This window comes from Streptosporangium amethystogenes subsp. fukuiense, assembly GCF_042665875.1.
Taxonomy (GTDB): domain Bacteria; phylum Actinomycetota; class Actinomycetes; order Streptosporangiales; family Streptosporangiaceae; genus Streptosporangium; species Streptosporangium fukuiense.
In genome coordinates this window covers 1948400-1974427 of sequence record NZ_JBHTEE010000001.1, presented here as the reverse complement: position 1 = coordinate 1974427, position 26028 = coordinate 1948400, and the positions used below count along the sequence as shown (strand labels likewise).

Here is a 26028-nt window from a genome sequence, read left to right as displayed (position 1 = left end):
CACGTCAAGCCGTAACTCGCGTGGGCCGGTATCGCAGGGCGACCGCCCCCGACCGGAACTCACGGCGGTCCACGGGCTCGAGCTGGATGCGCTCGCGCAGACCGGCGAGCAACGTCGGCCCGTGTCCGGCAAGGACCGGCTGCACAAGGAACTCGTACTCGTCGATCAGTCCCAGATCTGCCAACGCCAGGGGGAGCGTCACGCCACCCACCCACAGGCCCTCGCCTGACTCCTGCTTGAGCCGCTGAACCGCTTGCCCGAAGTCGCCTCGCACCAGCTCGGCATTCCAATCGACCGCGCTCAGCGTGCTCGACACGACGTACTTCTTCGCCCGGTCGATGGTCTCGGCGAACGGGATCTGCCACTCATCCATCCAGTCAGGCCACGTGTCCGTGGCCGGCTTCCGCCACGCCGACTCCATCATCTCGTAGGTCACCCGGCCGAATAGCAGGGCATCGGCTCGCTCCATCTCAGCGGTCCAGTAACGCATCGACTCCTCGTCCGGGAGGAGCCCTGCCTCGTGATGGCAGCAGCCGTCGAGCGTGACGTTGATCGAGTATCGAAGTGGTCTCATCTCGTTGCTCTCCCTTGATGCGCGCAGCGCGTTTTCACCGGACGTCTACTTAGACGACTGTCGGCGCCATTTCTCATCGGCGCCCGATCCCACCTGCTCAACACCGTCGTGATGCGAACCAGACCGCAGACCGAGCGCGCGACCGATTCGGGCGCTCGGGGCGTTCAGGTTCGCAACGGGTCTCGAAGCGCCCTGCGAGACCTACTGCCCCTCCACGACATCCTCGCCAAACAGCCACCGCCCGGCCACCCAGACAGCCCGGAGTGACGTCAAAACTCACCGACATTGATCAAGGAATCGGCCCCCAACCGCCTCCCGAAGAACCCAACACAGCCAGCATCATCGAAGGCAGGGTTCAGGCCATCGTGACCGACCTGCAGCAGGCGGGCTTTCTCACACGTGAGCGCGTTGGTCGGCGCAACCGCTATGAACTTCATCTCGACCAGCACTTTCACGAGGCTGGGCTGCCCGTCGGTCTGCTGATCGCCATCTTCACCAGGCACGACTTGGGACCGCACTCGGACCGGCCGTCCTCAGCCGAATAGCCGCGTCGGAGTCACCAGGTGGCACATCGCTCGCATGATCAACAGCGACGGCGAGGTTCAGCAACACCCTCTGAGCGGCTTACGCGAAGACGCGCTCGACGATGGCGGAAACCCAAGGGGTGACATCCCGACGAGATCACCGCCGCGACGCGCACTCCCCTGGCGGGCCGGACGGTCGTGACACCCCTTGGGGTTAGGTTCGTCCGGGTGGGATGGCGCCCTTTTTCCCTTCTGACCTGCTGAAACAGGGGAGACTGACACTAACGCGGCAGATCTCCATGATGTAGGCCAGCGCGGGGTCACCAGGCCTCGCCCAACGCCTTGGGGGATCACATGCCTCTCATCAGTGTTCGAGCCGCTGTTGTCTTTGGCGCCGCGTTCGTCTTGGCGGTCACCGCCGCGGCGCTCGTGGTGGCGGACGGCAGTTCCTGGCCGAAGGCGCTGGGTGTTGCTGGGGCCACCTTCGGCATTGTGCTCGCCGCCGCCAACAACGTCATCGCATCGCCGGATGACCAGCAGCACCCGCGCTGACGCCGCCTGCTGGCCTAGAAGGGCAGGCCACGCCAACGGAGTCGGGGTCGGGGTCGGCTACGCGAAGACGTGCTCGGCGCCGGCGGCCTGCTCGGTGGCACCAGCGCGCTTGTCGACGTCGTTCGAACCGTGACCCCTTATCGGCGCCTGGGTTCTAGGGTGAATTCGAGTGATCATCGCAACGGTGACGGATAGTCATAGTGCCAGAGCTTGATCAAAAATGTCGGCTGGAGTGCGCCAGCCGAGCGTCTTGCGGGGGCGAGTGTTGAGACGCTCTTCAACGGCGCGTAGGTCGGCCGCGGTATGGACGGACAGGTCGGTGCGTTTGGGGAAGTACTGGCGAAGCAGCCCGTTGGTGTTCTCATTGGTGCCGCGCTGCCATGGGCTGCCCGGCTGGGCGAAGAACACGCCTTCGTTCAGGTAAGCGGCTATCTGGTCATGGTGGGCCATCTCTGCTCCTTGGTCCCAGGTCAGTGTCAGCCGCACTGACGGCGGCATGTCGAGCAGTACGGCGATGAGGCCATCGCGAACGGCCTGCGCGTCATGGCGGATCGGAAGCGCGACCAGGCGCACGTAGCGGCTCTTGCGGTCGACGAGCGTGGCGATGGCGGACTGGTTCAACCGCCCGGTGATCAGGTCGCCCTCCCAGTCCCCGACACGCTGGCGTTGCTCGACCACGCTCGGACGGCCTCCAATGAGCAGCGCGGGCGCGATAAAGCGAGGGCTGCGTCGGTTAGATCGGCGGCGGCGTTTGCGGAGAGGCCGCCCGGTGCGCAGCCGACGCGTGAGTTTCCGGCTCAATCCGCCCTTTCCCCCCTGGTAGAGCGCCCGGTAGATCGTCTCGTGGCAGATGTGCCAGCTCGGCCGGTCGGGCCGGCTCCGGCGCAGGTACGCGGCGATCTGCTCGGGGCTCCACTCCAGTTCCAGCTTGGCCTGAACCTCCGCTCGCAGATCCCCATCTGCCAGCAGGCGACCTTGGCGTGGGCGCCGGGCTCGTTGCCGCGCCCGCACATGAGCCAGGTCGCCGTCATAGACGCCCCGGTCGTGTTGAAGTGTGTTGCGGCGCAGCTCTCGGCTGATGGTCGAGGGAGATCGCCCGAGCCGTTCGGCTATCACGCGTACTCCCAGGCCCTGCGCCCGCAAGGTGGCGATTCGCTGTCGCTCCAGCAGCGACAGGAACCGACTCGATCGGGCGGTCTCAGCCAGCCGCGCCGGAGGGAGCCCTCCGTTCTCCGCCCGCCATCGGTACCCGGTCTTGCGTCCGATGCCTACAGCACGACATGCATCGACCGTCCCCACGCCTGACAGCACCAGCCGCCAGTACTCCGACTCGACATCCAACCTGCGCTTGGGTCCTCGCCTCGCCATCAACACGCCCCTAATGATCAGGTGTGTTGCGACAAGCACTAGAACCCAGGCGTCCGCCACGGGGTCACCATTCGCGCGTCGTCAACACGCGCTGTGGCGGTGGTCGCCGGGGAGGTGTGGCCCATGAGTGCCTGGGCCTGGGTGGGGTCGGCACCGCCCAGGTCCAGGCGGTGGCGTAGGTGTGGCGCAGCCGGTGCGGGCGGCCCGCTCCACCCGGTCCTGCTCGGTCGCGGACAGGGCGGCGGCGCCTACCCGGTGAGGGTGGCCAGGTAGGACTCGGTCACGCTCCATGGGGTGAGTTCGATGCCGAAGCCGCTGCGGTGGGCGTCTTGGGTGTCGTCTTGGGTGTGGACGAGTTTGCCCGACAGGTGCACGATGTCGCCGGTTCGGAACGCGCCGGTGTAGGCGCCCAGGTAGGACCGCATGTGGGTGATCTTGCGGGCGAAGGAGTCGGGCTCGTCCACGGTGGACGACAGGATCGTCTTGACCTTGATCCCGTACAGGGCCGGGGTGACCAGTCCTTCGCGGTGGTCGGTGATCTTCGCCAGCAGGGCCATGTGGCCGATCTCCTTGGCCGTGGTGCGGGCGAAGGTCTGATCGCAGTCACAGCGAATCGGCTCGCAGTTAATGTGCGCGCCGGTACCGGCGGTGAGGCCTTGGAACTTGCGCCGTTCCTGCTTGATGAGGGTGTCGAAGGCGCTGCCGGCCATGTACTTGGCCCGGCGCAGATACAGCTGCATGAGGGTGTCGCCGGCGTAGGGCCGAATCAGGTCGCCGACGCCGAACAGCTCCCGGGCGGCGGCGTAGCCGTCGGGGCCGTAGCAGACCAGGTCGATGTCGGAGCGGTCGTTGAAGCAGCCGACCAGGAAGGAGCCGGTGATACCGAACAGCTCGCGAGCCCCTAGGGAGACGATCCGGTCGATGATGGCCAGCAGGTCCGCGCCCGCGCGAGCGTTCCGCACCAGGTGGGGGTTGGCGTGGATGGTGCTCAGCGCGGTCCGGCAGGAGTGGTGCAGGGCCACCTGCCCTCGGGGCAGGCCGGTGATGACGCAGCCCAGCACGTCGGAGTAGACGTAGCATTCGGGCCGCTCGGCCAGGATGCCGAAGGATTTCGACACCACGCTGTTTTGCCGGTAGGTGCGGCCCAGCAGTTGCCGGTCTCCGTGGGGGTCGGGGTGGTACTTGACGTAGCCGAGGTAGTGGCTGGCCGGGTGGACGTCGCCGATGACTTTGAACACCACTCCGTGCTGGTCCATGAGGTAGTCGCGGTCACGCACCAGCGGCAGCGGGCCACCGAGCGGGTTCTCCAGCGGGTTATCGAGGTGTGGTGGCGGCGCCGGCAGTGAACTCGGCCAGGGTGGGGAAGGCGGCGGTGTCGATCGTGGTGCAGTCCTCATAGTGCTCCAGTCCCATCTGGAAAAGGGCGCGGCGGTAGTGCCATTTGAGGTGCTTGTCACGGCGCTGCGGGTCGGCTGGCCGCATCAGGGCCAGGAAGAACAGGCATTTGACCAGCAGGAAGTCGGGCAGGTAACCGCTCAGCGGCCGGCCGTACGCCTCCAGGGCGGCCTCCTCCAGGGCGAGCAGGTAGCGCGCTCGTTGCGCCGGGCTGATGCGGTATCCCTTGCCGCCGCCTTTGAAGGCGACGATGTCGAGCATCGGGTAGACGTCGTATCCCAGCGGGGCCGGGCCGTGGTGCTGCCAGTCGATCACCCCGGCGGGGAAGGCGTTGGGCAGCCCGTAGTCCAGGTGGCTGTGGCACATCGGCACGCCGCTCAACCGCTCGGCGGCGCGATCGAGCGCCGCGCGGGTGCGGGGGGTGTCCAGGTCGGGGTTCTCAGCGAAGACGTTGTCGGTGAATCCGGCCTGCCTGATCCACGCCCGTACCTGCTGCGGGCCGCCTGGCAGCGGGGTACGCGCCTGGGCCGCCAGCAGCCGGCCCGAGATGGCGGCCGCGGCGTCGATGACGGCCTCGGCGACCTGGCCGTGGGCATCGGCCCCGGCCAGGGCCGCATCGTGCAAGGAGGTCTCACCGAGGCTGCGTTCGGTGAAGAAGTACCGGCCCGCCTCAACACCGTCGGCGCCGTCGTCGACGATCTGCGGCACGGGGTAGCCGAGACCCGCGGCCCGGCGCTGGAAGGCCGCTTCGGCCTGCACGCTCTGGTCGCCGGTGCGTTTGTAGAACAAGCCGCCGGCTGATCGCCATACCTCGCCGTCGGCGGCGGTGCGGTGTTTGATGAATTCCCAGTCGCCCACGGTCTTTTCCTTTCATACCCGGGTCGGTCGCCGGGGGATGGGGCGTAGCTTTGGATCCATGATATTGGCTGTGGTGCGGCATGCTGAGTCAATTGAGAACGCCGATAAATACAATGGCTTTTACCGTGATCGGCGCCCGTACGGCGGGCAGGTAGCCCATGACCTCTCGCGCACCGTGGTCGGGCTGACCCCGCGAGGTTTTCGCCAGGCGGTGTGGCTGGGTGGCGTCCTGGCCGAGACGGTGGGCGCCGGGGCGCGCGTCTACACCTCCACCTACCGGCGGGCGATCGACACCGCGCAGTTGGCTTTCCCCGACCTGTCCGGCGGCTGGCCGCGCCGCACAGCGTTGCTGGATGAGCAGCACTACGGGGAGGCGACCTACATGACCAAGCAGGAGTTGTTCGCCACCTACCCCGACGGGGCCGAGGATCGGCGGCTGCGCAAACACCTGTGGATTCCGCCCGGCGGAGGTGAGTCCCTGGCCGGTGGCGTCTGGCAGCGGGCGCTGGGCTTTCTCGCGCTGCTGCGCACCGACACCGCCCCGGACTCGGGATCTGGGGCGAGGGCGGTGGTGGTGGCCATCACCCATCACACGATGATCCTGGCGTTGCGCGCCCTGCTGGAGGCGCGCCCTGTTGAAGAGGTCGTCACCGAATCCCGTGAGACCAAAATCCCTAATGCCGCGATTATCCGTTATGAGATGCGCGGTGACGCGATCATAAAGCCGATCATTATCGCGCCGTCGATCTAGAAAAAAGGAGCGGAGGGCAATGGTGTCGCGGCATCTGTTCTTCTTCAACGGCCCGGTACAGAACCAGGAATTCACGTTCGCGGAAAAGCCGGGGAAAGCGGTCGGCATCCGCATCGCCGCGGCGCTGAACCAGCTGCTGGGCCACTCACCGGTGCCGCACCTGTGGAACACCGTCACCTTGAGCGGAGACCTGCGCCACCGGCACACCACGACCTGGCCCCGGCGGCCGCGGGCCGACGTCGAAGCCGACGCGATCGCCGCCAAGTACGCCCCCGGCACCTGGCCGCCGGGCGGTATCGTCACCGACGCCGACCGCCCGGTCGCCGACCTGGCGCGGGAGATGATCGCTGAGGCGTTGTCGGCCGGGACGCTGACCATCAGCCGCGAACGCGTCCGGGTGTGCGCCGGCTGCGGGCACATGACCGGCACCGCAGACCATGCCTGCCGGGCCTGCGGAAACGCGGCCACCCGCGCCCACGTCGCCGAGCACCTGGTCGCCGAGCGCGACCCGGCCCGGCCCGTCGTCGCCGGCGAGGACATCCACGCCTTTCGGCGGCGCGCCCCGCTGCAACTGCGCAACGCCGCAGGTAACGTGCCGGCGCGGCTGATCCTGTCGCGCACCCGTGCCTACGGCATCGACCTGGAGGCGGTGGGCCTGCCGGGCCTGGTGCTGGACCCCCGGGCCGGTCTGCACGTGGCGGTCCTGGCCGCCGCCCGCCGGCTCCAGGCCGACGTGGCGGTGATGACCACCACCGCCAACGCCGCCCTCAACGTCGCCGCGCACGGCCAGCCCTTCCGCACCCACCACGGTCTGCGGCTGCGCTACGTCCTGCACGGACACGTGCCCTACAGCGCCGCCAGCGTCTTGTCGCAGGTGTATGAGCGCCACCAGGCTGATGCCGCCACCCAGACGACGTTCGAGACGTGGTTCCTGCCGCTGTATGCGCTCAAGGAGAAGAACGGCGTGCGCACCGAGCAGCTGCCCGCGCTGTTCAAGCACTTCAGCCGCGCCCGCCGGGCCCGGCCCCCACACCCCGACCCGCAGCTCATCGACAACCTTCACCGCTCGATCACCGAAGGCGACGCCGATTGGGTGATGCGGCAATCTGTCCTGGCCCACGCCATGACCAGCACCGACATTCCGCAACCGGATGACGAAGTGGAGCTGACCGGTGCGCCAACCCCGTGAACCCGCAGGCCGTGTGCCCAGATGCTCTCGATCCCCAGACGCGATCCCAGTCGACTCCAAATAGGTCGGATCAGGCAGCGGTGGTTCGGCTGTCGGCTCGGATGGTTGCGGAGGTGGCGCATCCAGTGAACCTGGCACCGCGTCGCGGCGCTCCCGGAAAGCATCGTGGGGAATTACAAAAATCAACCATTCACCTGAAGTGATGGGGCAATCACTGGTAGACACGTTGTTGTAGTTCGAATCCCGAAAACGGCCGAACTCACCGAGAGGGAGGGAACAGGAGCGTGGTCGTCGGCACGCGCCAGCTTGGACCTGACCATCCTCATTCCCCTAGCCGGGTCATTGCGGTGCCGGGCTCAGGTGAGTTCCAAAGGAGGGTCGCCGGCCGGTGCGGGCGGCTCCGCAGTGGGCCCGTCGACCTCGTCGATCAGGAACAGCCGCAGCACCGTATCCGGATCACGGGGGAGCTGAGTGAACGCATCGTCGGTGACCAGCTCAACGGTCACCGGCAAAGGGCCGTCGGCAATTGCTGGGCCGAGCAGGCTATCTGCCGGCCGCTCTTCCTTCTTGGCCTGGTGGATTACCGCCAGGCGGTAGGCGGCCTCGGCGTGACCGTGTCTGGCGGCCAGCTGGTAGAAGAACATCGCGACACTGAGCTTGCTGGGAAAGCACTGGTAGTGGCGGCCGTAGCCGCAGGCGAGCTCAGCGGCGACCTGCAGGCGATGGGGGTGGTTGAACAGGCCCGCCGCATTGGTCTGCCCGGCGTCGCTGGCCCGGCGCAGCCAGTGGAGCGCCTCCGGGGGCCAGCCCCTCAGCAGCGCGATGACCGCCAGGCGCATGCAGTCCTCACTGTTGTCGTCCTGGCTGTGCTCCAGCAGGCGAAGACCGGTCCTGCCGTAGATCTGCAGCAGCCGCTGCCGCTCCTCGGGCAGCGGTGTGAAGACGGCCGGGGTGGCTGGAGGACTGGGTGGCCGGGCACGTCGGCCCGCGCCGGGAACATCAGCGCGGGCCGACGCCCCCGGCGCGGGGGCGGGCCGCTGTGCGGGGTGGGGTACGGCCTCGGGTGAGGCTGCCTGGGCTGTGATCGGCCGCAGGGTGGGCGCGGGGGGATCGGGCCGGGCATCGCGGGCCACGCGCCATCGCTGACACCACACCTCGATGTCCCCCATGCTGCGCACATCCAGGCCGGTCCGGTCGGCGGCCATCGTGCACGCGGCCACGAAGCACGACACCCACGCCCATGGCGGCACGCGTTTGCGTTTGCCGGACAGGATGTCGTGCGTGGTGCTGGGGGCCAGGATCCGATCCTGGCTGTCTTCGGAGATGAGCTTCGAGATCGCGCATAGGTGAGACAGCGCCGGGGAGCCGGCCCGGTCGCGTAGCTCGTTGAGCTGGTCGACGAAGGCGCGCAGCGCCGCATCACGATGTTGTTCAACCATCGCCCTCAGCCGAAATGAGTGATCCGTGATCTACAGGTAGTAGCCGGAGTCATATTGGCATTAACGGGTGGTCAAGCTGGGGGAGATCGCATTTTCCGCCTCATCCGGGATTAACAGGTAGTTGACCTGCGCTAACGAACTCCGGACGAGTCCGGATGAGACCGGATGACCTCGAAGGGATCCGGATCAGAGCGGATCGCTGCGGAGGTAACCGGAGCAGGTCGCATGTGAACGGGCGCCGACCTTCGAAAAGCCGACCACGTCAGTGGCCAGCTCCGCCGCGCTGCGGAGCGCCCGGGGAAGCGGGAACGGTTTTCGCCCGCATGAAGCCGTTTACTCCGGTGTTGTCCGGAGGTGTTTGAACCGGTGGCGGCCAGGCCAGCGGCGCCTCCATTGTTGATCTCACCCCCGCCGGCGACGAAGGAGACGCCCATGCCGCATGCCCCCGCTGTCCCGCGTGCCCTGGCCTCTCCGCTGCGTGTCACCGGCACCCGGCCGGGCCACCCGCCCTCACCGTGGGCTCACGACGACGACCAGTTGCTGACCCTGCTGGTGACGGTCTGGGCCCTGATCACCGGACGTACGCCGCCCAACCGCCCCAGCGATGAGCTCACCGACACCGAACTCATCACGTTCTGGGCCGATGCCCAGACCGCCGGATCCCCGGCGACGCCATCTCAGGAGTGACCCCGATGTTTTCCGTGCCCGTACTTCTCACCTTGACCACCACCACGCTGGTGACGACCATCACCTGCGCGCTCACCCTGGCCACCGGCGCCACCTGGCCCACCGCCCTGCTCAGTGGCGGAGCCGCCAGCGCCGCCACCATGGGCTTGCTCACCCAACTACTCGACCACCACCGCGACAAGCAATAACCAACCGACCTGAACCGATCCGGCCTCCCTGGGATGGTGCGGGCCGGGACCGGCCCAAAAGCCGTAGCCCAGCCCGCGACCATCCGGCGAGGCACCAGCGCCAGATGGTCACTCGACGCCTTGATCCCTGAAAGACAATTCGGTAACTGCGCGCGGTGCCGTGATGTGCTCGACAAAAACCACACGGTGTGAGACACCGATGAAGACGTCGACGTCGAGGATAGGCATGGCCCATGCTCTGGACGCTGGTGAACATCCTGTTCAACCGAGATCTGGCGGGCGACCCGGAACACGTGCGGTGCGCTCGCTGCGGGTACACCGCCGACCAGTTCGAGGCGCCGATGCGGACCAGGGCCTACTTCACTGTGTCGCGGGAACAACCTCCGGATGGCTACCGGATGCCACCGGAGTGGACGTGCCCGTCCTGCGGCCGGGCAGGTCCGCTGGAGGCCGGAGAGTTGCTGAGCAACGACACTGTTGTGCACTGCCGCCGTACGTTCCTGTGCCGGTACTCCTGGACGGTGCCGAGCATGGCGACCGCCGTGACCTGCCCGCGCTGTTACACGCGCCAGTCCGGCCCTGCCAGATGACGCCTCCGTTGGCAGCGGCCTATTTGGGAACGAACCGGTTGAGGCACCGCGCCCCGGCGTCGGCCTGTAGAAGCCGCAACGGGGAGCCTGATCAGCGCTTGGCCACCGCGCTCACCTGTCATCAGGACGCTGCCGCCGGGCTGGTGCCGGACGGATGTGCTGGCTCATTGGAATCACCGACGTCGTCGGCGTCTCCCGCGCTTTGGGCGCTGCCTTGCGGCTTCGGGCGGTGTGCGTTCCGGCGCGGGCCTGGGTGGCGGACCTCTGGCCAGTCCTCGGCGGCACTGGAACCTGGGGTGTCGTCCAGGGCGTCGGCGCTCATGCTGCGATATGCCTGTATCAGGGCGGCGACGTGCTCGGGGGAGACCTCGGCGTTGACCACTAGGGCAGCGAGCAGTTGGGAGCGGCTCACGTTCTCGTGGGCGGCGAGTCCGGCGGCAACGAGCCGCTCAAGGCGATCGTCGACGGCTTGGGGCCAGGTAACCAGGGTGTTGCGGCGTCGAGCGCGCCACAGCAGTTTCATTGCCGCTCCCGCTGACCATGATCTATATTCAATATATATTGCGTGCATGGTGAGCATGCTGCAAGCCCCGTCCCGGCCTCAGGCGCAAGACGGTGAGCCGCCGACTGTGGTGAGGATCGCCGGGCGGACGCTGCGGCCTACGCCGGTGTTCGACACCTATTGGCGTTTCGCCGCGGCCAGGCAGCAGGTGTACCTGGCGCGGCTAGGGGAGGCGCCGCCGCCCGCATGCCAGGATCCGGTGCTGGCCCAGCACCGCTTCACGAACTGCTTTCGCGCCGCGGACCGGGTCAGCCAGTACCTGATCGGCCAGGTCTCCTACCGCGGGGACCAAGAGTGGCGCGAGGTGTTCTTCCGCACCATGCTGTTCAAGGTCTTCAACAAGATCCAAACATGGCAGCTCCTGGAGAAGCACCTGGGTGAGGTGACCTGGAGCGGATATGACTTTCAGGTCCTGGACGGCGTGCTGTCGAAGGCGTTCGCGGCGGGGGAGCGGCTGTACTCCGCGGCCTACATCACCCCTCCGCCGGCACTGGGGGAGCAGCGCAAGCACAGCAACCACCTGCGGCTCATCGCGTTGATGATGGACCAGGAGGCACCGGAGCGGGTGCAGCAGTCCGCGTCGATGCACGAGGCGTATGAGGTCCTGCTGAGCTTCCCAGCGATCGGCCCGTTCCTGGCCTACCAGTACCTGATCGACCTGAACTACGCAGCGCAGATGTCCTTCTCAGAGATGGACTTCGTCGTTCCGGGCCCAGGAGCCCGCGATGGGATCCGCAAATGCTTCGGCCCCGCGGCCGGCGGCCTGGAAGCCGAGGTGATCCACTACATGGCGGACACCCAGCAAGAGCACTTCGGCCGCCTTGGGCTCTCGTTCACGGGGCTGCGGGGCCGTCCCTTGCAGCTGATCGACTGCCAAAATCTGTTCTGCGAGGTCGACAAGTACGCACGAGTGGTGCACCCGGAGGTCGCCGGTATCAGCGGGCGCAGCCGCATCAAGCAGCTGTACCGGGCCGATGCCGCCCACTTGAGCGCGTGGTTCCCGCCCAAGTGGGGGGTCAACGCTTAAGCGCTCCAGCCGGTGAGAGCCCGGTGGCCGGCGCGCTGATCAGGTCGACAGCTGCATCTGGGTCTGAATCACCGGGCGGATGGCGGTGACATGCTCCTCGATCTGGGCGTGACCAGCGATCACCGTCAAGCTGCCCGGACGTACTTCCGCCTGCTGGGCCAGGTAGGCCAGCAGGCGCCCCAGGCCCAGGTAGTTGCCATAAGCGCGGTCCACCATGTAGTGGCTGCGATACAGGGCTACCGCGTGCAGGGTGCGCTCGCGATCCAGCTGGAACGAGCAATGGCTCAAGCACGGGAAGCTGCGGTATTTGTTGTCGGTGCCGGCGACGTGGACCGATGTCGACCAGGTGCCCTCCTCCGGTTCTGTGTCGTGGGGGTGGGCGACGTCCATCTCGTAGGCGGCGCTCATCGGCCCCTTGGTGGAGGTCTGTAGGCGAATGCGGGCGATCAGGGTGGTCAGCTGGTCGACCGGGCCTTTCTTGCCGGGGTAGGCGACGATGCGGCCGAAGTAGGTTCCGCTCCTGTTGTGCTGGTCGATGCGCATGAGCCGCTCGTACATCTGTTGGTAGCGGTGCACCAGTTCCTCGGGGGAGGAGCAGGTGGCTGCCAGTCCGGTGGGGAAGAGGGTGTTGGCGACCGTTTCAATGGGCGCATATTTGTACTTGTCGCGGACCCGGTCGAACTGGGCCCGCATCTGCGGGTCCTCGGCGGCGGCGTCAGCGATGCGGACCACGGTGTGAAAACCTTTCCGTCCCGGATTGGTCTTCACATCCAGGGCCCGGCAGGCGGCGGCCCAGGCCAGGGAGGTGTTCTTCTCGGCGACGCTGAAGGTGTGCATCAGTGCTCCTGAGATCGTGACGGCTGGCGCGGCATGGCAAGAGCTGGAGCTGGCGCGGTCAGGTCGGCCAAAGCTCCAGGACGCCGACGCGCGGCGACTGCCGCGCGATGGTGACCTCGAGCAGATCGGCAGCGCCCGGCATGCGAACCGTTACCGTGGCCGTGCTGGTGAGGGCGTCGGTGACCTCCGCGACAGTTGCGGGGGCATCCTCGTCCCAAAACAGCTGCCCTTCCGGGTTGTCGGTGGGGACCAGGCAGTCGGGTAGCGCATCGAAGTGAGCGCCGGGGGTGCGCAGCACGACCAGGTCGCCCACGTCCACCCGCACTGTCGCCCGGTGGACGGTCGTGTCGATCACATGGACATGTGCCTTGCTGGGAACCAGGCCACCGGCCAACGTCGTCTTGATCACGGCGGGTTTGGTCTTCAGCCAGGCGGCCTTTTGTGCTCGCGTCAGGAGCCGCAGTCGGTGCAGGTGGTTCACGGTTCCGGTGTAGGAGGTGCCCAGCCAGCGGGCTATTTGGTAGGCGTGTTCGGGCACCCGGGGGCGCTCGACACCGATCCGCCGAAGCGCCGAGCCCACCGCGGGCGGGGGCATGAGGAACCATGCCGCGAAGGCTTCCGCGGTCTTCTCCTCATCCGGCCAACTGCCATCTCCCCAACCGACGGTGCGGTCCAGTTCCTTGTCGAGGGCGGTGCCGTGCCCTAGACGGTGGTGGCCTAATTCATGTGCCGCTGTATGCCTTTGGGTGATGATGTCCAACTGTGCGTTCAGGAGTACCCCAGGCCCACGATCATGCGGGGAGAAGTACATCCCGAACAGGCGTGGCATGGGCCGCGCCATCCCGTCCAGCCCGGCTTCTCGTAGCGCACCGTGCACGTCAACGTAGTCATCGCGGTCGACCTCCAGGTCGCGGTGGGCCTGCACGGCCGCCATCGCGGCGACCGTGTGGGCGACATCCCAGTTCACTCAGCCGGCCTGGACGGCGTCACGTGTTCGCCGTCCTGCTCTGTGTTCGGCGCCTCATCTTGCGCGCGCCGGTACTTCAAGAACTCGGCGAAGCTGAGGACCTCGTCCCAGTCTCCATCGGTCAGGCCGACCAGGGCGCGCGGCATCCCGGCCAGGGCGTGCTCACCCGGATCGGCGTCTTCTTCCTTGGCCAGGAAGTAAGACACCGGCCGGGTGTAGAGGCGGGCGAGCTTCTTGAGCTCCAGGCTGTCGACGCGTCGGGCGCCGCGTTCGATGTCACTGACCGCGGAGCGTGGGATGCCGGTCATGTCGCACACGTATTGCTGTGACATGCCCAGGTAGTCGCGGGTGCGGCGCAGTCGTTCGGCGAGCAGGTCCAGCTCGGGGTCGCGATTACGCGCGTCGGCCGAAGCAGGGGTCATGAGTGGCGCCTTTCCTTGATCACCTTCAAGACGGTGGCGGCGAAGGTGTACACAGACCGCGTGGAGCGGGCGGTTTCTTCATTAGTGGGAACGGTGATGCCGTAGCGTGCCTCGACCTGGGTCAAGATCTCAACGACCAGGATCGAGTTGACCGGCAACTCCTGGCCACTCTGTTCCAGTTCCATGCGCAGCTCGCCGGGGTCGCGGTCTTGTCGCTGCGCCAGAAGTTCCAGGACGAGGGTGACGATGTCCTCCAGGGACGGCTCAAGCGTTTTCAGGAGTCTCTCCCGTTCGTCGGATTCTCCGGCATCACTGTTCTACTATACGACAACGTCGGTGATGCCGACGATCGTGCCGGATTTTCCAACAGGAGGCGTGATGCACTTCAACCGTTACCAGCAGGCGGCGATCAAGACCCTTCAGCCCGCCGCCCCCGACGCTGACCCCGTGACAGTCCCCCTGCTCGGCCTGACCGGCGAGGTCGGGTCCCTGGCCACCGCCTACAAAAAGCACCTGCGCGATGGGCCAGGCATGGCCTCCGGTAAGCACCTCTTACGCGAGGAACTCGGCGACGTCCTGTGGTACGTCGCGGCCCTCGCGCACCGCTTCGACCTCGACCTGGAAGACGTCGCCGCCGCGAGCCTCGTAAAGATCAACGACTGGTGGCTTACCACCCCCACGGCTGACCGCATCTTCTTCGACGCCACCTTCCCCCAGGCCGAACAACTCCCGCGACAAGCCACTCTCACGTTCACCCTGCAGCAGCGCGATCGCGACGGCCGCAGCGTCGCGGTACTGACCCACGACGGCAGGCCGTGCGGAGACCCCCTCACCGACTCCTCCCACATCGACGACGACTACCGCTTTCACGATGTCTTCCACCTGGCCCACGCAGCCGTCCTGGGCTGGTCCCCCGTCACGCGCTTCCTGCTGGGCTGTAAACGCAAGAGCGACCCCAGAATCGACGAAGCCGAAGACGGCGGCCGCGCTATCGCCATCGAAGAAGGCATCTCCGCGCTCGTGTTCGCCTACGCCGCCCGCCACGGCTACTTCGAGAACGTGCACCACATCGACCACGAGTTCCTCAAGACCATCGCCACCATGACCTCCCACCTCGAAGTGAGCATCCTGCGCGCCGCCGACTGGGAACAGGCAATCATGACCGGATACGCCGCTTGGCGACAGCTTCGCGCGAACGGACGAGGGACCCTCCACCTCGACCTAAACCAGCAGACACTAACCGTCGAGTAGCTTGCCCAAGACAAAGCTAGGCAGCCTCCACCGCGACACAGCCGGGCGGTCATCAGGCCGATAGCCTCATTCAACAAGTCGGAAGCCATCGCGCACGGCCCCGATGATCGGCAGCACCATCAGCAGGCCACCGCGACCGCTTACATCGGTCTTTGGTTAGTAGTCGAGGGCGCGGTCGACCAGCTCGGCGACCTCGGTGGCAGAGGCGCGAAAATAGCGGGCGGTGGTCTCGATGGAGGCGTGGCCGAGCAAGGCTTGGATCTGAGCATGGTCGGCGCCGGCCTCGCGCAGCCGGGTGGCGTAGGTGTGGCGCAACCGGTGCGGCCTCAGCCCGGGCAGGCCGGCGTCCTTGCCGACGGCGCGCACGACGTCGGTGACGCCGTCGACCGACAACCTCCCGCGCTGGCCGGCCCACATCCCATCCCCGACCGCGTCCGCCAGCGCGGGCCGCATCGCCAGCAGTTCGGTCCGGGCGAGCAGCCAGGCGGTGAGGCGTTCGCGGGCCGGGACCGGGAGGGGGACGGTGCGGACCTCGTCGCCTTTGCCGTGCAGGCGGGCGGTGCCGCTGCGCGCGGTGATCGGCACATCGCCGACGCACAGGCGCTGGCATTCCTCGGCGCGGGCGCCGGCGCCGAGCAGGAGGGCGATGAGGGCAGCGTCGCGGGGGCCGCGCCGGTCGGCGGCGCGGCGTACCGCGTTCTCCTGCGCCCGCGACAACGCGTCGGGGGCGCCGGGCTTGGGGACCCGGGCGCGTTTGACCGCCAGGCGCAGCGCGGGCCCGTGTTCATACAGCAACGTCACCGCCGCCAAGGCCTGGTTCACCGTCGCCGGCGACGCACCCGCGGCCAGCAGGTGGCGGCGCCAGGCGGTGACCGCGGCTTCGGCGCCGACCAGGTCGACGAACGCGTCCGCGTGCTCGGCCGCGTGCGCGAGCAGCCAGTCGCGGTAGGCGAATGCTTGGCGCCGGTAGGCGGTCACCGTGTTGGCGGCCAGTGCGCACCGGTCGAGATGCGTGCCGAACGCGGCCAGTGTCACCTCCGCGGCGGCGGTCACCGATCCCGGGTCAAGGCCGGGCCGGATCGCTACCACATTGCCCCCGCCGCCGCTCCGGTGGTCAATGTGGTTGTCGACCCGACCGCCGATCGGGTCGCCCATCCGGTCGTCAACCGAGTTGTCAATCTGGTTGCCGGTTTCGGTCCCACCACTCCTGTTGATCTTGCCGTTGACGCTCGCGGTCATCCTCCGGACCCTCCTCCTTCTTATCCGGGGAGTTTTTCCGGCGTTAGCTCCGGGCCCGGCTGGATGTTATCCGGGGAGATCATATCGGAGCTCCCCGGATAATGTCACTTATCCGGGGAGTATGTGGAGAGTCGACGCATCCCCTTCTGCGTCAGATCACAGACCTCACAATTCATCACCCACAGTGATTTATCGCGTACGCATACGGCAAGCTCTCGAATGAAACCTAACCAACATGTTCTTTATTTGTTCCTTATGTAGATCTTGCGAGGTTGGATGATCTATGGGTAATTTCTGATCGTTTACTCATATCTGTTGCACTCCGAACCGTTGACCCCGGCCGTGTCCGGATTTTTGACGGGCTGGGGTAACGCGAGCGCGTTCGGGCCTCGCGCTGACTTGTTCGGAGGGTGACGGCGTATGCGCCGGAATGTGTCATGGTCGCACTCAGCCCGCTGGGCCCGTTTGGCGTTACTCGCCGTCGTTCCGGGATTGCTGCAGATTCCCGCATTGCCCGCCCTCGCGGCCGCTGACTCGGTGGCCTCGGCCTTGGTGGCGCCTTTGGTGACGCCCCGGCAGTTGACCGGGTCGGCAGCTGGTTTTCCGCCCTTGGTCGGCAGCCAGGCGACCACGGAGATGTCGGCGGCGGTGGTTGACGGGGCATGGCGCTCAGACATCGAACCTCCCGAAAACGCGGTTCCCATCGAGGAACGGTTTGTCGATCAGCGGGAGGCGGACACGCAAACCGGGCCGTTGTCGAAGACGCCGGCCGCGCCGGCGCAACAGCGGGCCGCGTTGCTGGCGGATGAGCCGTTGCTGCTGAACGCTTTCCCGCGCAGCGGAATGTTGATGGATTCGCTGACGCCCACGTTGCGGGCCCAAGGGCGCAGCCCGCTGGGCGGGACATTGCGGTATGCGTTCAGGATCTGCGACAAGGAGACGATGACCGGGACGGGGTGTACCTCCTCAGGCACTCTGGCGGCCGGGGTGAGCACCTGGAAGGTTCCGGCGGCGAAACTGGCGTGGGCCAAGCAGTACTGGTGGACCGTGACCATCACCGACACCACCAACTCCCTGACCACCGTCTCGCCGGTGCACACGTTCGTCACCGGGGTGCGCCAGCCGGTGGTCACCTCCCAGTTGTCCACCTCCGGAGGCGGCGGTCAGGAGTTTCACCAGCAGAGCGGTAACTACATCACCGCCGCGACCGATTTATCGATTCCGACCGTGGGGCCGCCGCTGTCGGTGACGCGCTCCTACAACAGCATGGACCCGCGTACCGATGGCATCTTTGGGGCGGGCTGGTCGACCCGCTGGGACATGAAGGTCGTCAAGGAGATACGGGGCGCGGTCGTCTCGGCGCTGGTGACCTACCCTGACGGTCGGCAGGTGCGGTTCATGGGCACCGGGGCGGGGGTGTTCCAGCCGCCGCCGGGTATGCACGCCACTCTGGCTGAGGAGAGCGGCGATACCTGGCGGCTGATGGACAAATCGGCCACCACCTACGCCTTCGACGCCCAGGGCCGGTTGACCCAGATCACCGATTCACGGGGCCGCGGCCAGGCGCTGGCCTACGGCACGGGTGGGAAGCTGGCCACGGTGACCGCCACCGGGGGCCGGTCGCTGACCTTCACCTGGACCGGTGATCACGTCACCTCCGTCTCCAGCGACCCGGTGGACGGTGCGCCGCTGACGTGGACCTACCACTATGACACCGGCCGGTTGACCGGGGTGTGCGCGCCGGTGGCCGCCCCCAACTGCACCCATTACACCTACGGCGCCGGGTCGCAGTACCGCAGCCGGGTGCTGGATTCCGACCCGTACGCCTACTGGCGGCTGGGCGAGGCCTCCGGGACGGTGGCCACCGACCAGGGCGCGGGCGCGGCCGATGCCACCTACCAGTCGGTGGCCTATGCCAAGCCCGGTGCGCCGGCCGGCAGCACCGACACCGCGGTGGAGTTCACCACCGGATCGGCGGTGAAACTGCCCGCGCACACGGTGCCGCACCTGGGCGATCAGATCTCGGTGGAGATGTGGTTCAAAACCGCCCAGTCCGGGGTGCTGATGGCCGCCGGCACCCAGGAAACGTCCGGGATTCCGTGGGGGCCGATGCTGTATGTCGGCACCGACGGCAAACTGCGCGGCTCGCTGGCCGCGGTCGCCGCGCCGATCACCTCGGCCGGTGTGGTCAACGACAACGCCTGGCACCACGTCGTACTGACCGTCTCGGGCCAGAATCAGACACTGTTCCTGGACGGGGTACAGGTCGGCACGCTGACCGCGGCGGTGAACACCTGGCGCAACAGCGCCACGATCGGCAACGGGGTGGCCGACCCGGCCACTTCCCCGGCGGTGCCTTCACCGCGGGCGGCGTTCGCGTTCAAGGGCCTTATTGACGAGGTCGCCCTGTATGACAAGCCGCTGACCGCGGCCGAGGTCGCCGCCCACCACGCCGCCAAGGCCGAGGCGGCGCACAAGCTCACCGGCATCGCGCTGCCTTCGGGCCGGGTGTGGGCGGCCAACAGCTACGACGCGGCCACCGACCGCCTCAAAACCCACGTCGACCGTAACGGCGGCACCTGGCAGATCGGCGCGCAGACCTACGACCCGCAAAGCGGCGCCGCCCGCGTCACCGTCATCGACCCGCGCAACGAGGAGCTGAAGTACCTCTACGACGCCTGGCGCGGCTACCGCATCATCGGCGCCACCGACCAATTGGGGCACACTTCGTGGTACGAGTACAACCTGTCCGGGGCCCTGGCAAAACTGATTGACCGTAACAACATCGTCAACGACGTCTACTTCGACGAGCGCGACAACCTCATCGCCCGCAAGTACTGCCGCGCCCCGGGCGAATGCGCGATCGAACGCTGGACCTACCACCTCAACGCCGGTAACGCCTTCGATCCGCGTAACGACCAGATGACCGTATACCGTGATGGGCGTTCGGCTTCTGAGACCGACACCACCTACGCCACCATCACCGAGTACACCACCCACGGCGAAGTGGCAAAGGCGACCACGCCGGCCACCTCGGACTTTCCCACGGGCCGGTCGGTGATCTCCACCTACACCGACGGCACCGAGCCCGCGATCGGCGGCGGCACCACCCCTGCCGGACTGCTGAAGTCGGCCAAGGACCCCAAGGGCAACGAAACGACCTACCGCTACACCGCCTCCGGTGACCTGGCCGAGCAGACCAGCCCATCAGGGCTGAAAACCACGTTCACCTACGACGCGGTCGGCCGGATGACCTCTAGCACCCAGATCTCTCAGGCTCAACCCGGCGGGGTCAGCACGGCGTTCACCTACAACGGCCTGGGCCGACTGCTCACCCGCACCGAGCCCGGGGTGAGAAACGAGGTCACCGACGTCACCCACACCGCCAGGACCACGGTGACCTATGACGTCGACGGCAATCCGCTCACCACCACCGTGACCGACCTGACCGGCGGCGACGCGGCGCGCACCACCACCTACACCTACGACTCTCTGGGGCGGGTAGCGACCGTCACCGGCCCCGAGGGCGGAGTGACCGCCTCGACATGGGACGTCACAGGCGCTCAGACATCGATGACCAACCCGGCGGGCACGGTTATCACGTTCGCCTATACCAAGCGCGGAGAACCGGTCTCCAAGACGTTGAAGAACTGGACCGGCAGCCCGGTCAGCCCGCAGCCCGCCCAGGATGTGGTGCTGAGCTCCTCCTCCTACGACCCTGGCGGCCGACTGGCCGGTCAGATCGACGCGATGGGCCGCAAACGCGCCTACACCTACTGGACGGACAACCGCCTGGCCAAGACCATCGGCGACGATGCGCGGCTCAACGGCTCCGCTACTCCGGTCGATGTTGTGTTGCAGTCCAGCGAGTACGACCCGGCCGGTAACCTCACCCAGCAGATCACCGGCGGCGGCAAAACCACTGTCGACTACGTCTACGACGCCGCCAGCCGCGTCACCTCCACCACGCTGGACCCGGCCGTCCTCAAGCGCAAGACCGCCTTTGAATACGACGCGGCGGGCAACGTCACCAAGAAGACCTTCACCGCCGCGGGTACCACCCGCACCGAGTCCACCTCTTATGCCTACAACGCGTTGAGCCTGGTGACCCGCCAGACGGTGGAGAACGGCACCGACGATCTGGTCTCCACCATCGTCTACGACGACCGCGGCCTGCCGACCGCGACCGTCGACCCGCGCGGCAACGCCTCCGGCGCCACGCCCGCCGATTTCACCGCCACCATGCGCTACGACCTCACCGGCCAGCTGGTGGAGACCACATCACCACAGGTGAGCATCGAAAAGAACGGAGCCACCTCCACCGGCCAGCCCACAGTCAGGTACGGCTACAACAGCGCCGGACTGCAGACCCACATCGTCGATGCCGAAGGACGCACCACCACCTCCACCTTCGACAAGGCCGGGCGCCTGACCTCAACCACCGCCCCGTCCTACACTCCACCAGGCGGCAGCGCGATCACCCCTGCGGTCAGCTTCGGCTACGACGCGGCCGGGCGGCAGATCACGGTCACCGACCCGCGTAACCATGTCACCTCCACCATCTACGACGCGCTGGGCCGCCCGGTCAAGGTCACCGACCCCGGCCCTTCGGGGCCGGGCGGCGTCTGGGTGTCGGAGTACAACCTGCTCGGTGAGCAGCTCGCAATGATCGATCCCACCGGGGCGCGCGCCGAGGCTACCTACGACGATCTGGGCCGCACAATCACCAGCACGCAGATCGAGCGCACCCCCACTACCACGGCGCACACCACCGCCCTGACCTACGACACCGCGGGCAACCTCACCAAGAGCGTCGCGCCGGGCAACAAGACCACCACCTACACGGTCAACGCCGCCGGACAGGTCGCCGAGGTGAAAGACCCGCTCAACCACACCTCCACCCTCGCCTACGACCTGCTGGGCCGCCAGACGAAGGTGACCGACGCCCTGGGCAACGCCACCGAGGCCACCTACGACCTGGCCGGCCGCATGACCGCGGCCAAGGACCTGACCAGCACCGGAAGCATCGTGCGCACGGTCGGCTTCGGCTACGACCCGGCCGGCAACCTCACCAGCACCACCTCCGGCGAAGGGCACGCCACCCAGCGCACCTTCGACGCCGCAGGTCGGCTGACCTCGCTGATAGAGCCGGTCTCCGCTACGGCGTCGATCACCTCGACGTTCGGCTACGACGCCACCGGAGCGCGTACCCGCACCACCGACGGCCGTGGCAACGCGACCTGGACCACTTACAACAGTCTCGGCTTGGTCGAGTCGGTCATCGAACCATCCACCACCGCCCACCCGAACGCGGCTGATCGGACCTGGAGCAGCGTCTACGACGCCTCCGGCAACGCAGTGGCCACCCTGCAGCCGGGCGGGGTACGTATCGACCGGACCTTCGACCACCTGGACCGGATGGTTGAGGAGACCGGCACCGGGGCATCGGTGACCACCTCCGGGCGCACCGTCACCTACGACGCCGCGGGCCGCATCACCGCGATCGGTGACTACACCCTGGAATACAACGACCGCAGCCTGCTGACCAAGGTCTCCAAGGCCACCAACCAGGTCGCCGCCTACACCTACGACGCCGTAGGCAACCCCACCCAGCGCGTCGACCCGGCCGGGACGGCGAACTACACCTGGGATGACGCCGACCGGCTCAAGAGCGCGAGCGACCCGGTGACCGGCCGCACCTGGACCTACGGCTACGACAACGCCGACCGCCTCACCAGCAAGACCTCCACCAGCCCTGTCAACACCCAGAGCTACGTCTACGACGCCGTCGATCGCCCCACCTCCCAGACGCTGAAGAACAGCTCCGGCACCGAACTGTCGAAGATCGTCTACGGGTGGGACAAGGACGACAACCTCACCACCAAGACCACCACCGGCACCGCCGGAGCCGGGGTCAACACCTACGGCTACGACCGCGCCGGACGCCTGACCTCATGGACCGCGCCCGGCGGCGCCGTCACCGCCTATGAATGGGACGCCTCCGGCAACCGCACCAAGGCCGGAAGTGAGACCTTCGTCTACGACCAGCGCAACCGGCTGACCTCCGGCGCCGGAGTCGACTACACCTACACCCCGCGCGGCACCACCGCCACCGAAACCACCGGCGGAACCACCCGAAACCTGGTCTTCGACGCCTTCGACCGGCTCGTCTCCGACGGAGAGGCCACCTACGGCTACGACGCCCTGGACCGGATGACTTCCCGCACCGCGGGCAGCAGCCAGCAGCGCTTCACCTACTCCGGGCTGAGCAACGACCTCGTCACCGTCGCCGACGGCGCCAACACCACCTTGGCCAAATACGGTCGTGACCCCTTTGGCGGGCTGCTCAGCCTGCAGGAGGGCGCAGGCCCCGCGCTCGCCACGATGAACGACCTGCGCGGTGACGTGGTGGGGACCTTCTCCGGCACCGCCTTGGTCGACTCGGTCGCCTACGACCCCTTCGGGCAGGTCACCCACCGCTCCGGCACCCAGCGCAGCCTCGGCTACCAGGGCGAGTACACCGATCCCGATACCGGCAAGGTCAACATGCTCGCCCGCTGGTACCAGCCCGGCACCGGCACCTTCGCCTCCCGCGACACCGCCACCCTCCCCCCCGACCCGTCGGTCCAGGCCAACCGCTACACCTACGCCAACGCCAACCCCCTTACCAACACCGACCCCACCGGACACAACTCCATCCAGATCAACAACGCGAGCTCTATCACCGGCACAACCGGTAGCTCCAACTGGCAGTCCTACGACATGAGCAACTACTGGGACCCCCGCCCCTCCTCAAGCTGGGACTTCAACCCGATAAAAGTTGTTCCGGGAAAGCCGTACAACGCGTGGCCCGATCAGCCGTGTGCCTGCGTGTTCACTGGAACCAGTTATGAAGAGCGGATGTGGTGGGAAGAGCGCTTCGGAGTCTTCGCGTTGTTCCCGCAATTAACGGACGAAGAAGCCAAGAAATGGGGACTCCTCCCCAATGGCAGGCCAATGCCCAAGGACATCGAAGACTCCTTCTGGAGCGCGGATCCGGCTGCGCAAAGGGACTTCCTGATTCTCTACAACGTAGAGCAGATGTATAGCTCGGACTGGAGCGACGAAGACATAGCCGGCCTTTGGATGGCGTTGAACCCTCCACCGATGATGCTGGCAGCGTCAAGTACTCCCATGTCCGGCGCTGGCGATTCGTGGGGAAAATGCAACGCACAGCTCTCAAAGAGTAAATGTGACGCTTGGCGCGAGGCCGCAAGGCAAGTCGTCCTATTGAATGAATTCAATAAAGGATGCACCCAGACCAAGGGCTTCATAGGCGTAGAAAGCTGTACGACTCTGGCAGGCGTCCTCGGAGTCGACGTAAGTAAATTGAAGGTGACTACAGGGGTAGCATTCCTGGATGCAGTGGCCGAATTCGTAACACCTATAATGGGCCCCGTTAACGAGGTTCTTTATTTCTTTCTCGGAGACGCAACCGACTGCTACAACGGCGATATAGCAGCATGCGCACTTTTCGCCGCCAACTTTGTAGCCCCTCCTGTCGGGGCGGTCGCTAAGGTCGCTAAAGTCGGGAAAGCCTTCGGAAAGATCGGAGATGCTATTAGCGGTGTGGCCAAGGCATGCAGTAGTTTCCTCCCCGGCACTAAGGTGCTCATGGCCGACGGCTCCCTCAAGCCGATCGAAGAAGTAAGCGTTGGGGATAGAGTTCTGGCTGCCGATCCCGAAACTGGCGAGACGGAGGCCAGACACGTTATCGCCTTGATTACGAGCAAGGGCGTCAAGGATCTGGTTCAGGTCACCGTTGACACCGACGGGGCCAAGGGCGATCAGACCGGTGCGGTCATAGCCACCGACAACCACCCGTTCTGGGTGCCCGAACTGCGAGAATGGCGAGCAGCTGGGGAACTCCGACAGGGACAGTGGCTACGTACAGGTACAGGATCTTACATCCAAGTCACCAATATCACTCGATGGACGGTTGCTGATCAACGTGTCCACAACCTGACGGTGGACGGCCTGCATACCTATCATGTAGCCGTTGGAACCTCCGACGTCCTCGTTCACAACGCTCCTCCCTGCATTAGAGTTTCTGTTGCCTTCCAAGACTGGGCTACAAAGGGTGCCCACATCCACATCGGGAAGAATGAGGTGAGAGTCTTCCCCGACGGGAAAGGGGGAGTTGGTGTGGAAGGCATCAGGTTGCGAAGCGGATCGCCCAGCAATGCAGAACTCCAGCAAGCTCTCGATGCAATTAAATCCAACCCCCAACTGCGCGCAAATCTAATTCATAATGCGAGGGACGTAATGGCCCGCATGAATAGTGGAGAGTTGGGCATGAACAAGAACCGCGCGTCGGAGATGCACTTCCTTATCAAGGCATTGGAGAAGATGAAGTGAAGGATCTGGATTTCTATGCGAAAGCGGCAACTTCCGGCGTGGTATTCGGGGTTCAACTGAGCTCAACACCAGCCGAAGTAGAGGAACGATTTGGAGCAGACTTTCTTGATGATCGCCAGCGAGGTGTGTTTCGTCGCGATTACGGGCTCTTGGAGTTCACATTCTTTCGAGACCCCGACTGGACATGTGGAGCTATCAGCATTCAAGTACATCGGCTTCTAGAGGGTGCTAGTGACTCTGTTCCTTCAGTGCTAATCCAGGAGTTTGGAGAGTTCTCTCCTTGCGTTAAGCTCTCTAGTCTTAAAAGGGAAGTAGGCACGCTTGGATTTTACTTATCTGAAGCACCTGACCAAACCTCGCCTGATTTTACTCGATTCCTTGTGTCTCAATCTGGCGTGGAAGTCGTAACGACTAGGGGCTTGACGACCGACGGGAAACTTAGCTCTGAAGTTGGCGATGTCTGGTCTATTCTAGTCCCTGGGAACTTCCCGCCCAAAAAAACGTAGCCATCGATTTACCTGATCGACCTGATGGCGATCCGGCCGACACCAATGCCCTGGGGGCAGGAGAGCTCGTCGACCTCCCGCAGTAGCATCGCGCGGGCTATGCGAAGCGCCGAATTTTACAACGCAGATCGGAAAGCTACTTCGTAAGCTGCTGCCATGCCGCGGCCCCTCTCAGAGCCGCATCCTGGAGTGAGTCACGAGGAGGAACACCTCGTCACGCTCATGTGGGAGCTCAACTGCGCGGACGGAGAAGCAGGCTTATGCGAAGATCCGGAGTGTGATCCGGATGTTGACGGCGAGTGGATGGCCGCCTGCAGCCTCTGCGAATTCCTCGTCATGGCACCTAGTGATCAGTACACCGGACACCGGACACCGGGCTGTGGGCCCTCGCCGCGTGACACGAGCAAGATCCAGAAGTTGTCCGTGGCATGGATCGATTTCCCTGACCTGCGGCATTGTTCGCCCTTCTCGCCGTCTTCGTCGATCCGGGGCCTGATCCGCAGGCAGTTCGGCCTGAAGCACTGAAGCGGCCTTCCCGCTGACCCTCGACCGGGGAGGCAATCTTTCGCGTGGTCGTCGTAGTGGCCCTTGAAGGCTGTCGGCGATTGCGGCGGTCAAGGCCACGGGTCGAGCGCAGCGAAGGCCGTGGCCTTGAGGGCCGCGGAGCCGGCGGCCATACTTCAGGCCGCGACAGCCACACCCCTG

General features: G+C 66.0%; 22 protein-coding genes. 10 read left to right on the top strand and 12 right to left on the bottom strand.

From position 1 onward, the window contains the following. Nucleotides 1-4: 4 nt before the first annotated feature. Nucleotides 5-574 carry a dihydrofolate reductase family protein gene (locus tag ACFQVD_RS08380; RefSeq protein ID WP_343976886.1) on the bottom strand — a complete coding sequence of 190 codons (570 nt, stop codon included), beginning with the start codon at nucleotides 572-574 and terminating at the stop codon, nucleotides 5-7. 269 nt (nucleotides 575-843) lie between these two features. Beyond that, nucleotides 844-1077, bottom strand: a complete 234-nt coding sequence (locus ACFQVD_RS08375; RefSeq protein WP_386270772.1) for a hypothetical protein — start codon at nucleotides 1075-1077, stop codon at nucleotides 844-846. A 375-nt stretch (nucleotides 1078-1452) separates the two neighbouring features. Between ACFQVD_RS08375 and ACFQVD_RS08370 the strand changes: the two genes are divergently transcribed. Continuing rightward, complete coding sequence (locus tag ACFQVD_RS08370; RefSeq protein ID WP_343976881.1) at nucleotides 1453-1650, top strand: hypothetical protein; 198 nt, start codon at nucleotides 1453-1455, stop codon at nucleotides 1648-1650. A 195-nt stretch (nucleotides 1651-1845) separates the two neighbouring features. Here ACFQVD_RS08370 and ACFQVD_RS08365 read toward each other — a convergent pair whose 3' ends face one another. The 3 genes from ACFQVD_RS08365 to ACFQVD_RS08355 form a co-directional block, all read right to left on the bottom strand. Then, a complete protein-coding gene (locus tag ACFQVD_RS08365; protein WP_449343694.1) occupies nucleotides 1846-3033 on the bottom strand; it encodes an IS30 family transposase in 1188 nt (395 codons plus the stop codon). A 233-nt stretch (nucleotides 3034-3266) separates the two neighbouring features. Further along, nucleotides 3267-4295: a hypothetical protein gene (locus ACFQVD_RS08360; RefSeq protein WP_343966326.1), complete on the bottom strand. Its 1029-nt coding sequence runs from the start codon at nucleotides 4293-4295 to the stop codon at nucleotides 3267-3269. A 37-nt stretch (nucleotides 4296-4332) separates the two neighbouring features. Continuing rightward, nucleotides 4333-5271 (bottom strand): phosphotransferase, encoded by a 939-nt coding sequence (locus ACFQVD_RS08355; RefSeq protein ID WP_343966324.1) that lies wholly within the window; start codon nucleotides 5269-5271, stop codon nucleotides 4333-4335. A gap of 58 nt (nucleotides 5272-5329) precedes the next feature. Between ACFQVD_RS08355 and ACFQVD_RS08350 the strand changes: the two genes are divergently transcribed. Continuing rightward, nucleotides 5330-6022: a histidine phosphatase family protein gene (locus ACFQVD_RS08350; RefSeq protein ID WP_343966322.1), complete on the top strand. Its 693-nt coding sequence runs from the start codon at nucleotides 5330-5332 to the stop codon at nucleotides 6020-6022. A gap of 19 nt (nucleotides 6023-6041) precedes the next feature. Next, complete coding sequence (locus tag ACFQVD_RS08345) at nucleotides 6042-7211, top strand: hypothetical protein (RefSeq protein WP_343966320.1); 1170 nt, start codon at nucleotides 6042-6044, stop codon at nucleotides 7209-7211. A 356-nt stretch (nucleotides 7212-7567) separates the two neighbouring features. Here the strand turns inward: ACFQVD_RS08345 and ACFQVD_RS08340 are convergent, their stop codons facing one another. Beyond that, nucleotides 7568-8650 carry a hypothetical protein gene (locus ACFQVD_RS08340; RefSeq protein ID WP_386270769.1) on the bottom strand — a complete coding sequence of 361 codons (1083 nt, stop codon included), beginning with the start codon at nucleotides 8648-8650 and terminating at the stop codon, nucleotides 7568-7570. Between the two features lie 432 nt (nucleotides 8651-9082). Between ACFQVD_RS08340 and ACFQVD_RS08335 the strand changes: the two genes are divergently transcribed. The 3 genes from ACFQVD_RS08335 (at nucleotide 9083) to ACFQVD_RS08325 (ending at nucleotide 10115) form a co-directional block, all read left to right on the top strand. Further along, nucleotides 9083-9337, top strand: coding sequence for a hypothetical protein (locus tag ACFQVD_RS08335; protein ID WP_343966316.1), 255 nt, complete (start codon nucleotides 9083-9085; stop codon nucleotides 9335-9337). 5 nt (nucleotides 9338-9342) lie between these two features. Further along, a complete protein-coding gene (locus ACFQVD_RS08330) occupies nucleotides 9343-9525 on the top strand; it encodes a hypothetical protein (RefSeq protein ID WP_343966314.1) in 183 nt (60 codons plus the stop codon). A 233-nt stretch (nucleotides 9526-9758) separates the two neighbouring features. Next, nucleotides 9759-10115 (top strand): hypothetical protein, encoded by a 357-nt coding sequence (locus ACFQVD_RS08325; RefSeq protein WP_343966312.1) that lies wholly within the window; start codon nucleotides 9759-9761, stop codon nucleotides 10113-10115. Nucleotides 10116-10236: 121 nt separating this feature from the next. Here ACFQVD_RS08325 and ACFQVD_RS08320 read toward each other — a convergent pair whose 3' ends face one another. Next, complete coding sequence (locus tag ACFQVD_RS08320; protein ID WP_343966310.1) at nucleotides 10237-10638, bottom strand: hypothetical protein; 402 nt, start codon at nucleotides 10636-10638, stop codon at nucleotides 10237-10239. Between the two features lie 46 nt (nucleotides 10639-10684). Between ACFQVD_RS08320 and ACFQVD_RS08315 the strand changes: the two genes are divergently transcribed. Continuing rightward, entirely contained in the window at nucleotides 10685-11704 is a 1020-nt protein-coding gene (locus ACFQVD_RS08315) for a nucleotide kinase domain-containing protein (RefSeq protein ID WP_343966308.1), read from the top strand. 39 nt (nucleotides 11705-11743) lie between these two features. Here the strand turns inward: ACFQVD_RS08315 and ACFQVD_RS08310 are convergent, their stop codons facing one another. The 4 genes from ACFQVD_RS08310 to ACFQVD_RS08295 are packed head-to-tail and all read right to left on the bottom strand — an operon-like array spanning nucleotide 11744 to nucleotide 14115. After that, on the bottom strand, nucleotides 11744-12541 hold the full coding sequence (locus tag ACFQVD_RS08310) for a hypothetical protein (RefSeq protein ID WP_343966306.1): 798 nt from the start codon (nucleotides 12539-12541) through the stop codon (nucleotides 11744-11746). 58 nt (nucleotides 12542-12599) lie between these two features. Continuing rightward, nucleotides 12600-13475, bottom strand: a complete 876-nt coding sequence (locus ACFQVD_RS08305) for an ImmA/IrrE family metallo-endopeptidase (RefSeq protein ID WP_343966304.1) — start codon at nucleotides 13473-13475, stop codon at nucleotides 12600-12602. A gap of 29 nt (nucleotides 13476-13504) precedes the next feature. Beyond that, nucleotides 13505-13930 (bottom strand): helix-turn-helix domain-containing protein, encoded by a 426-nt coding sequence (locus ACFQVD_RS08300; protein WP_343966302.1) that lies wholly within the window; start codon nucleotides 13928-13930, stop codon nucleotides 13505-13507. Continuing rightward, complete coding sequence (locus tag ACFQVD_RS08295) at nucleotides 13927-14115, bottom strand: hypothetical protein (protein ID WP_343966300.1); 189 nt, start codon at nucleotides 14113-14115, stop codon at nucleotides 13927-13929. Before ACFQVD_RS08295 ends, ACFQVD_RS08300 begins: the two co-directional genes overlap by 4 nt. Nucleotides 14116-14269: 154 nt before the next feature. Between ACFQVD_RS08295 and ACFQVD_RS08290 the strand changes: the two genes are divergently transcribed. Next, the gene (locus tag ACFQVD_RS08290) at nucleotides 14270-15181 is read left to right on the top strand and encodes a nucleoside triphosphate pyrophosphohydrolase family protein (protein WP_343966298.1); all 912 of its coding nucleotides are present in this window, start codon (nucleotides 14270-14272) and stop codon (nucleotides 15179-15181) included. A 156-nt stretch (nucleotides 15182-15337) separates the two neighbouring features. Here the strand turns inward: ACFQVD_RS08290 and ACFQVD_RS08285 are convergent, their stop codons facing one another. Then, complete coding sequence (locus ACFQVD_RS08285; RefSeq protein ID WP_386270764.1) at nucleotides 15338-16420, bottom strand: tyrosine-type recombinase/integrase; 1083 nt, start codon at nucleotides 16418-16420, stop codon at nucleotides 15338-15340. Nucleotides 16421-16912: 492 nt separating this feature from the next. On the opposite strand from ACFQVD_RS08285, the gene ACFQVD_RS08280 reads away from it, so the two are divergent. Together ACFQVD_RS08280 and ACFQVD_RS08275 are read left to right on the top strand one after the other, a co-directional pair. Continuing rightward, nucleotides 16913-24817, top strand: a complete 7905-nt coding sequence (locus tag ACFQVD_RS08280; protein ID WP_343966291.1) for a LamG-like jellyroll fold domain-containing protein — start codon at nucleotides 16913-16915, stop codon at nucleotides 24815-24817. A 695-nt stretch (nucleotides 24818-25512) separates the two neighbouring features. Further along, on the top strand, nucleotides 25513-25848 hold the full coding sequence (locus ACFQVD_RS08275) for a hypothetical protein (RefSeq protein ID WP_343966289.1): 336 nt from the start codon (nucleotides 25513-25515) through the stop codon (nucleotides 25846-25848). Nucleotides 25849-26028 lie beyond the last annotated feature (180 nt).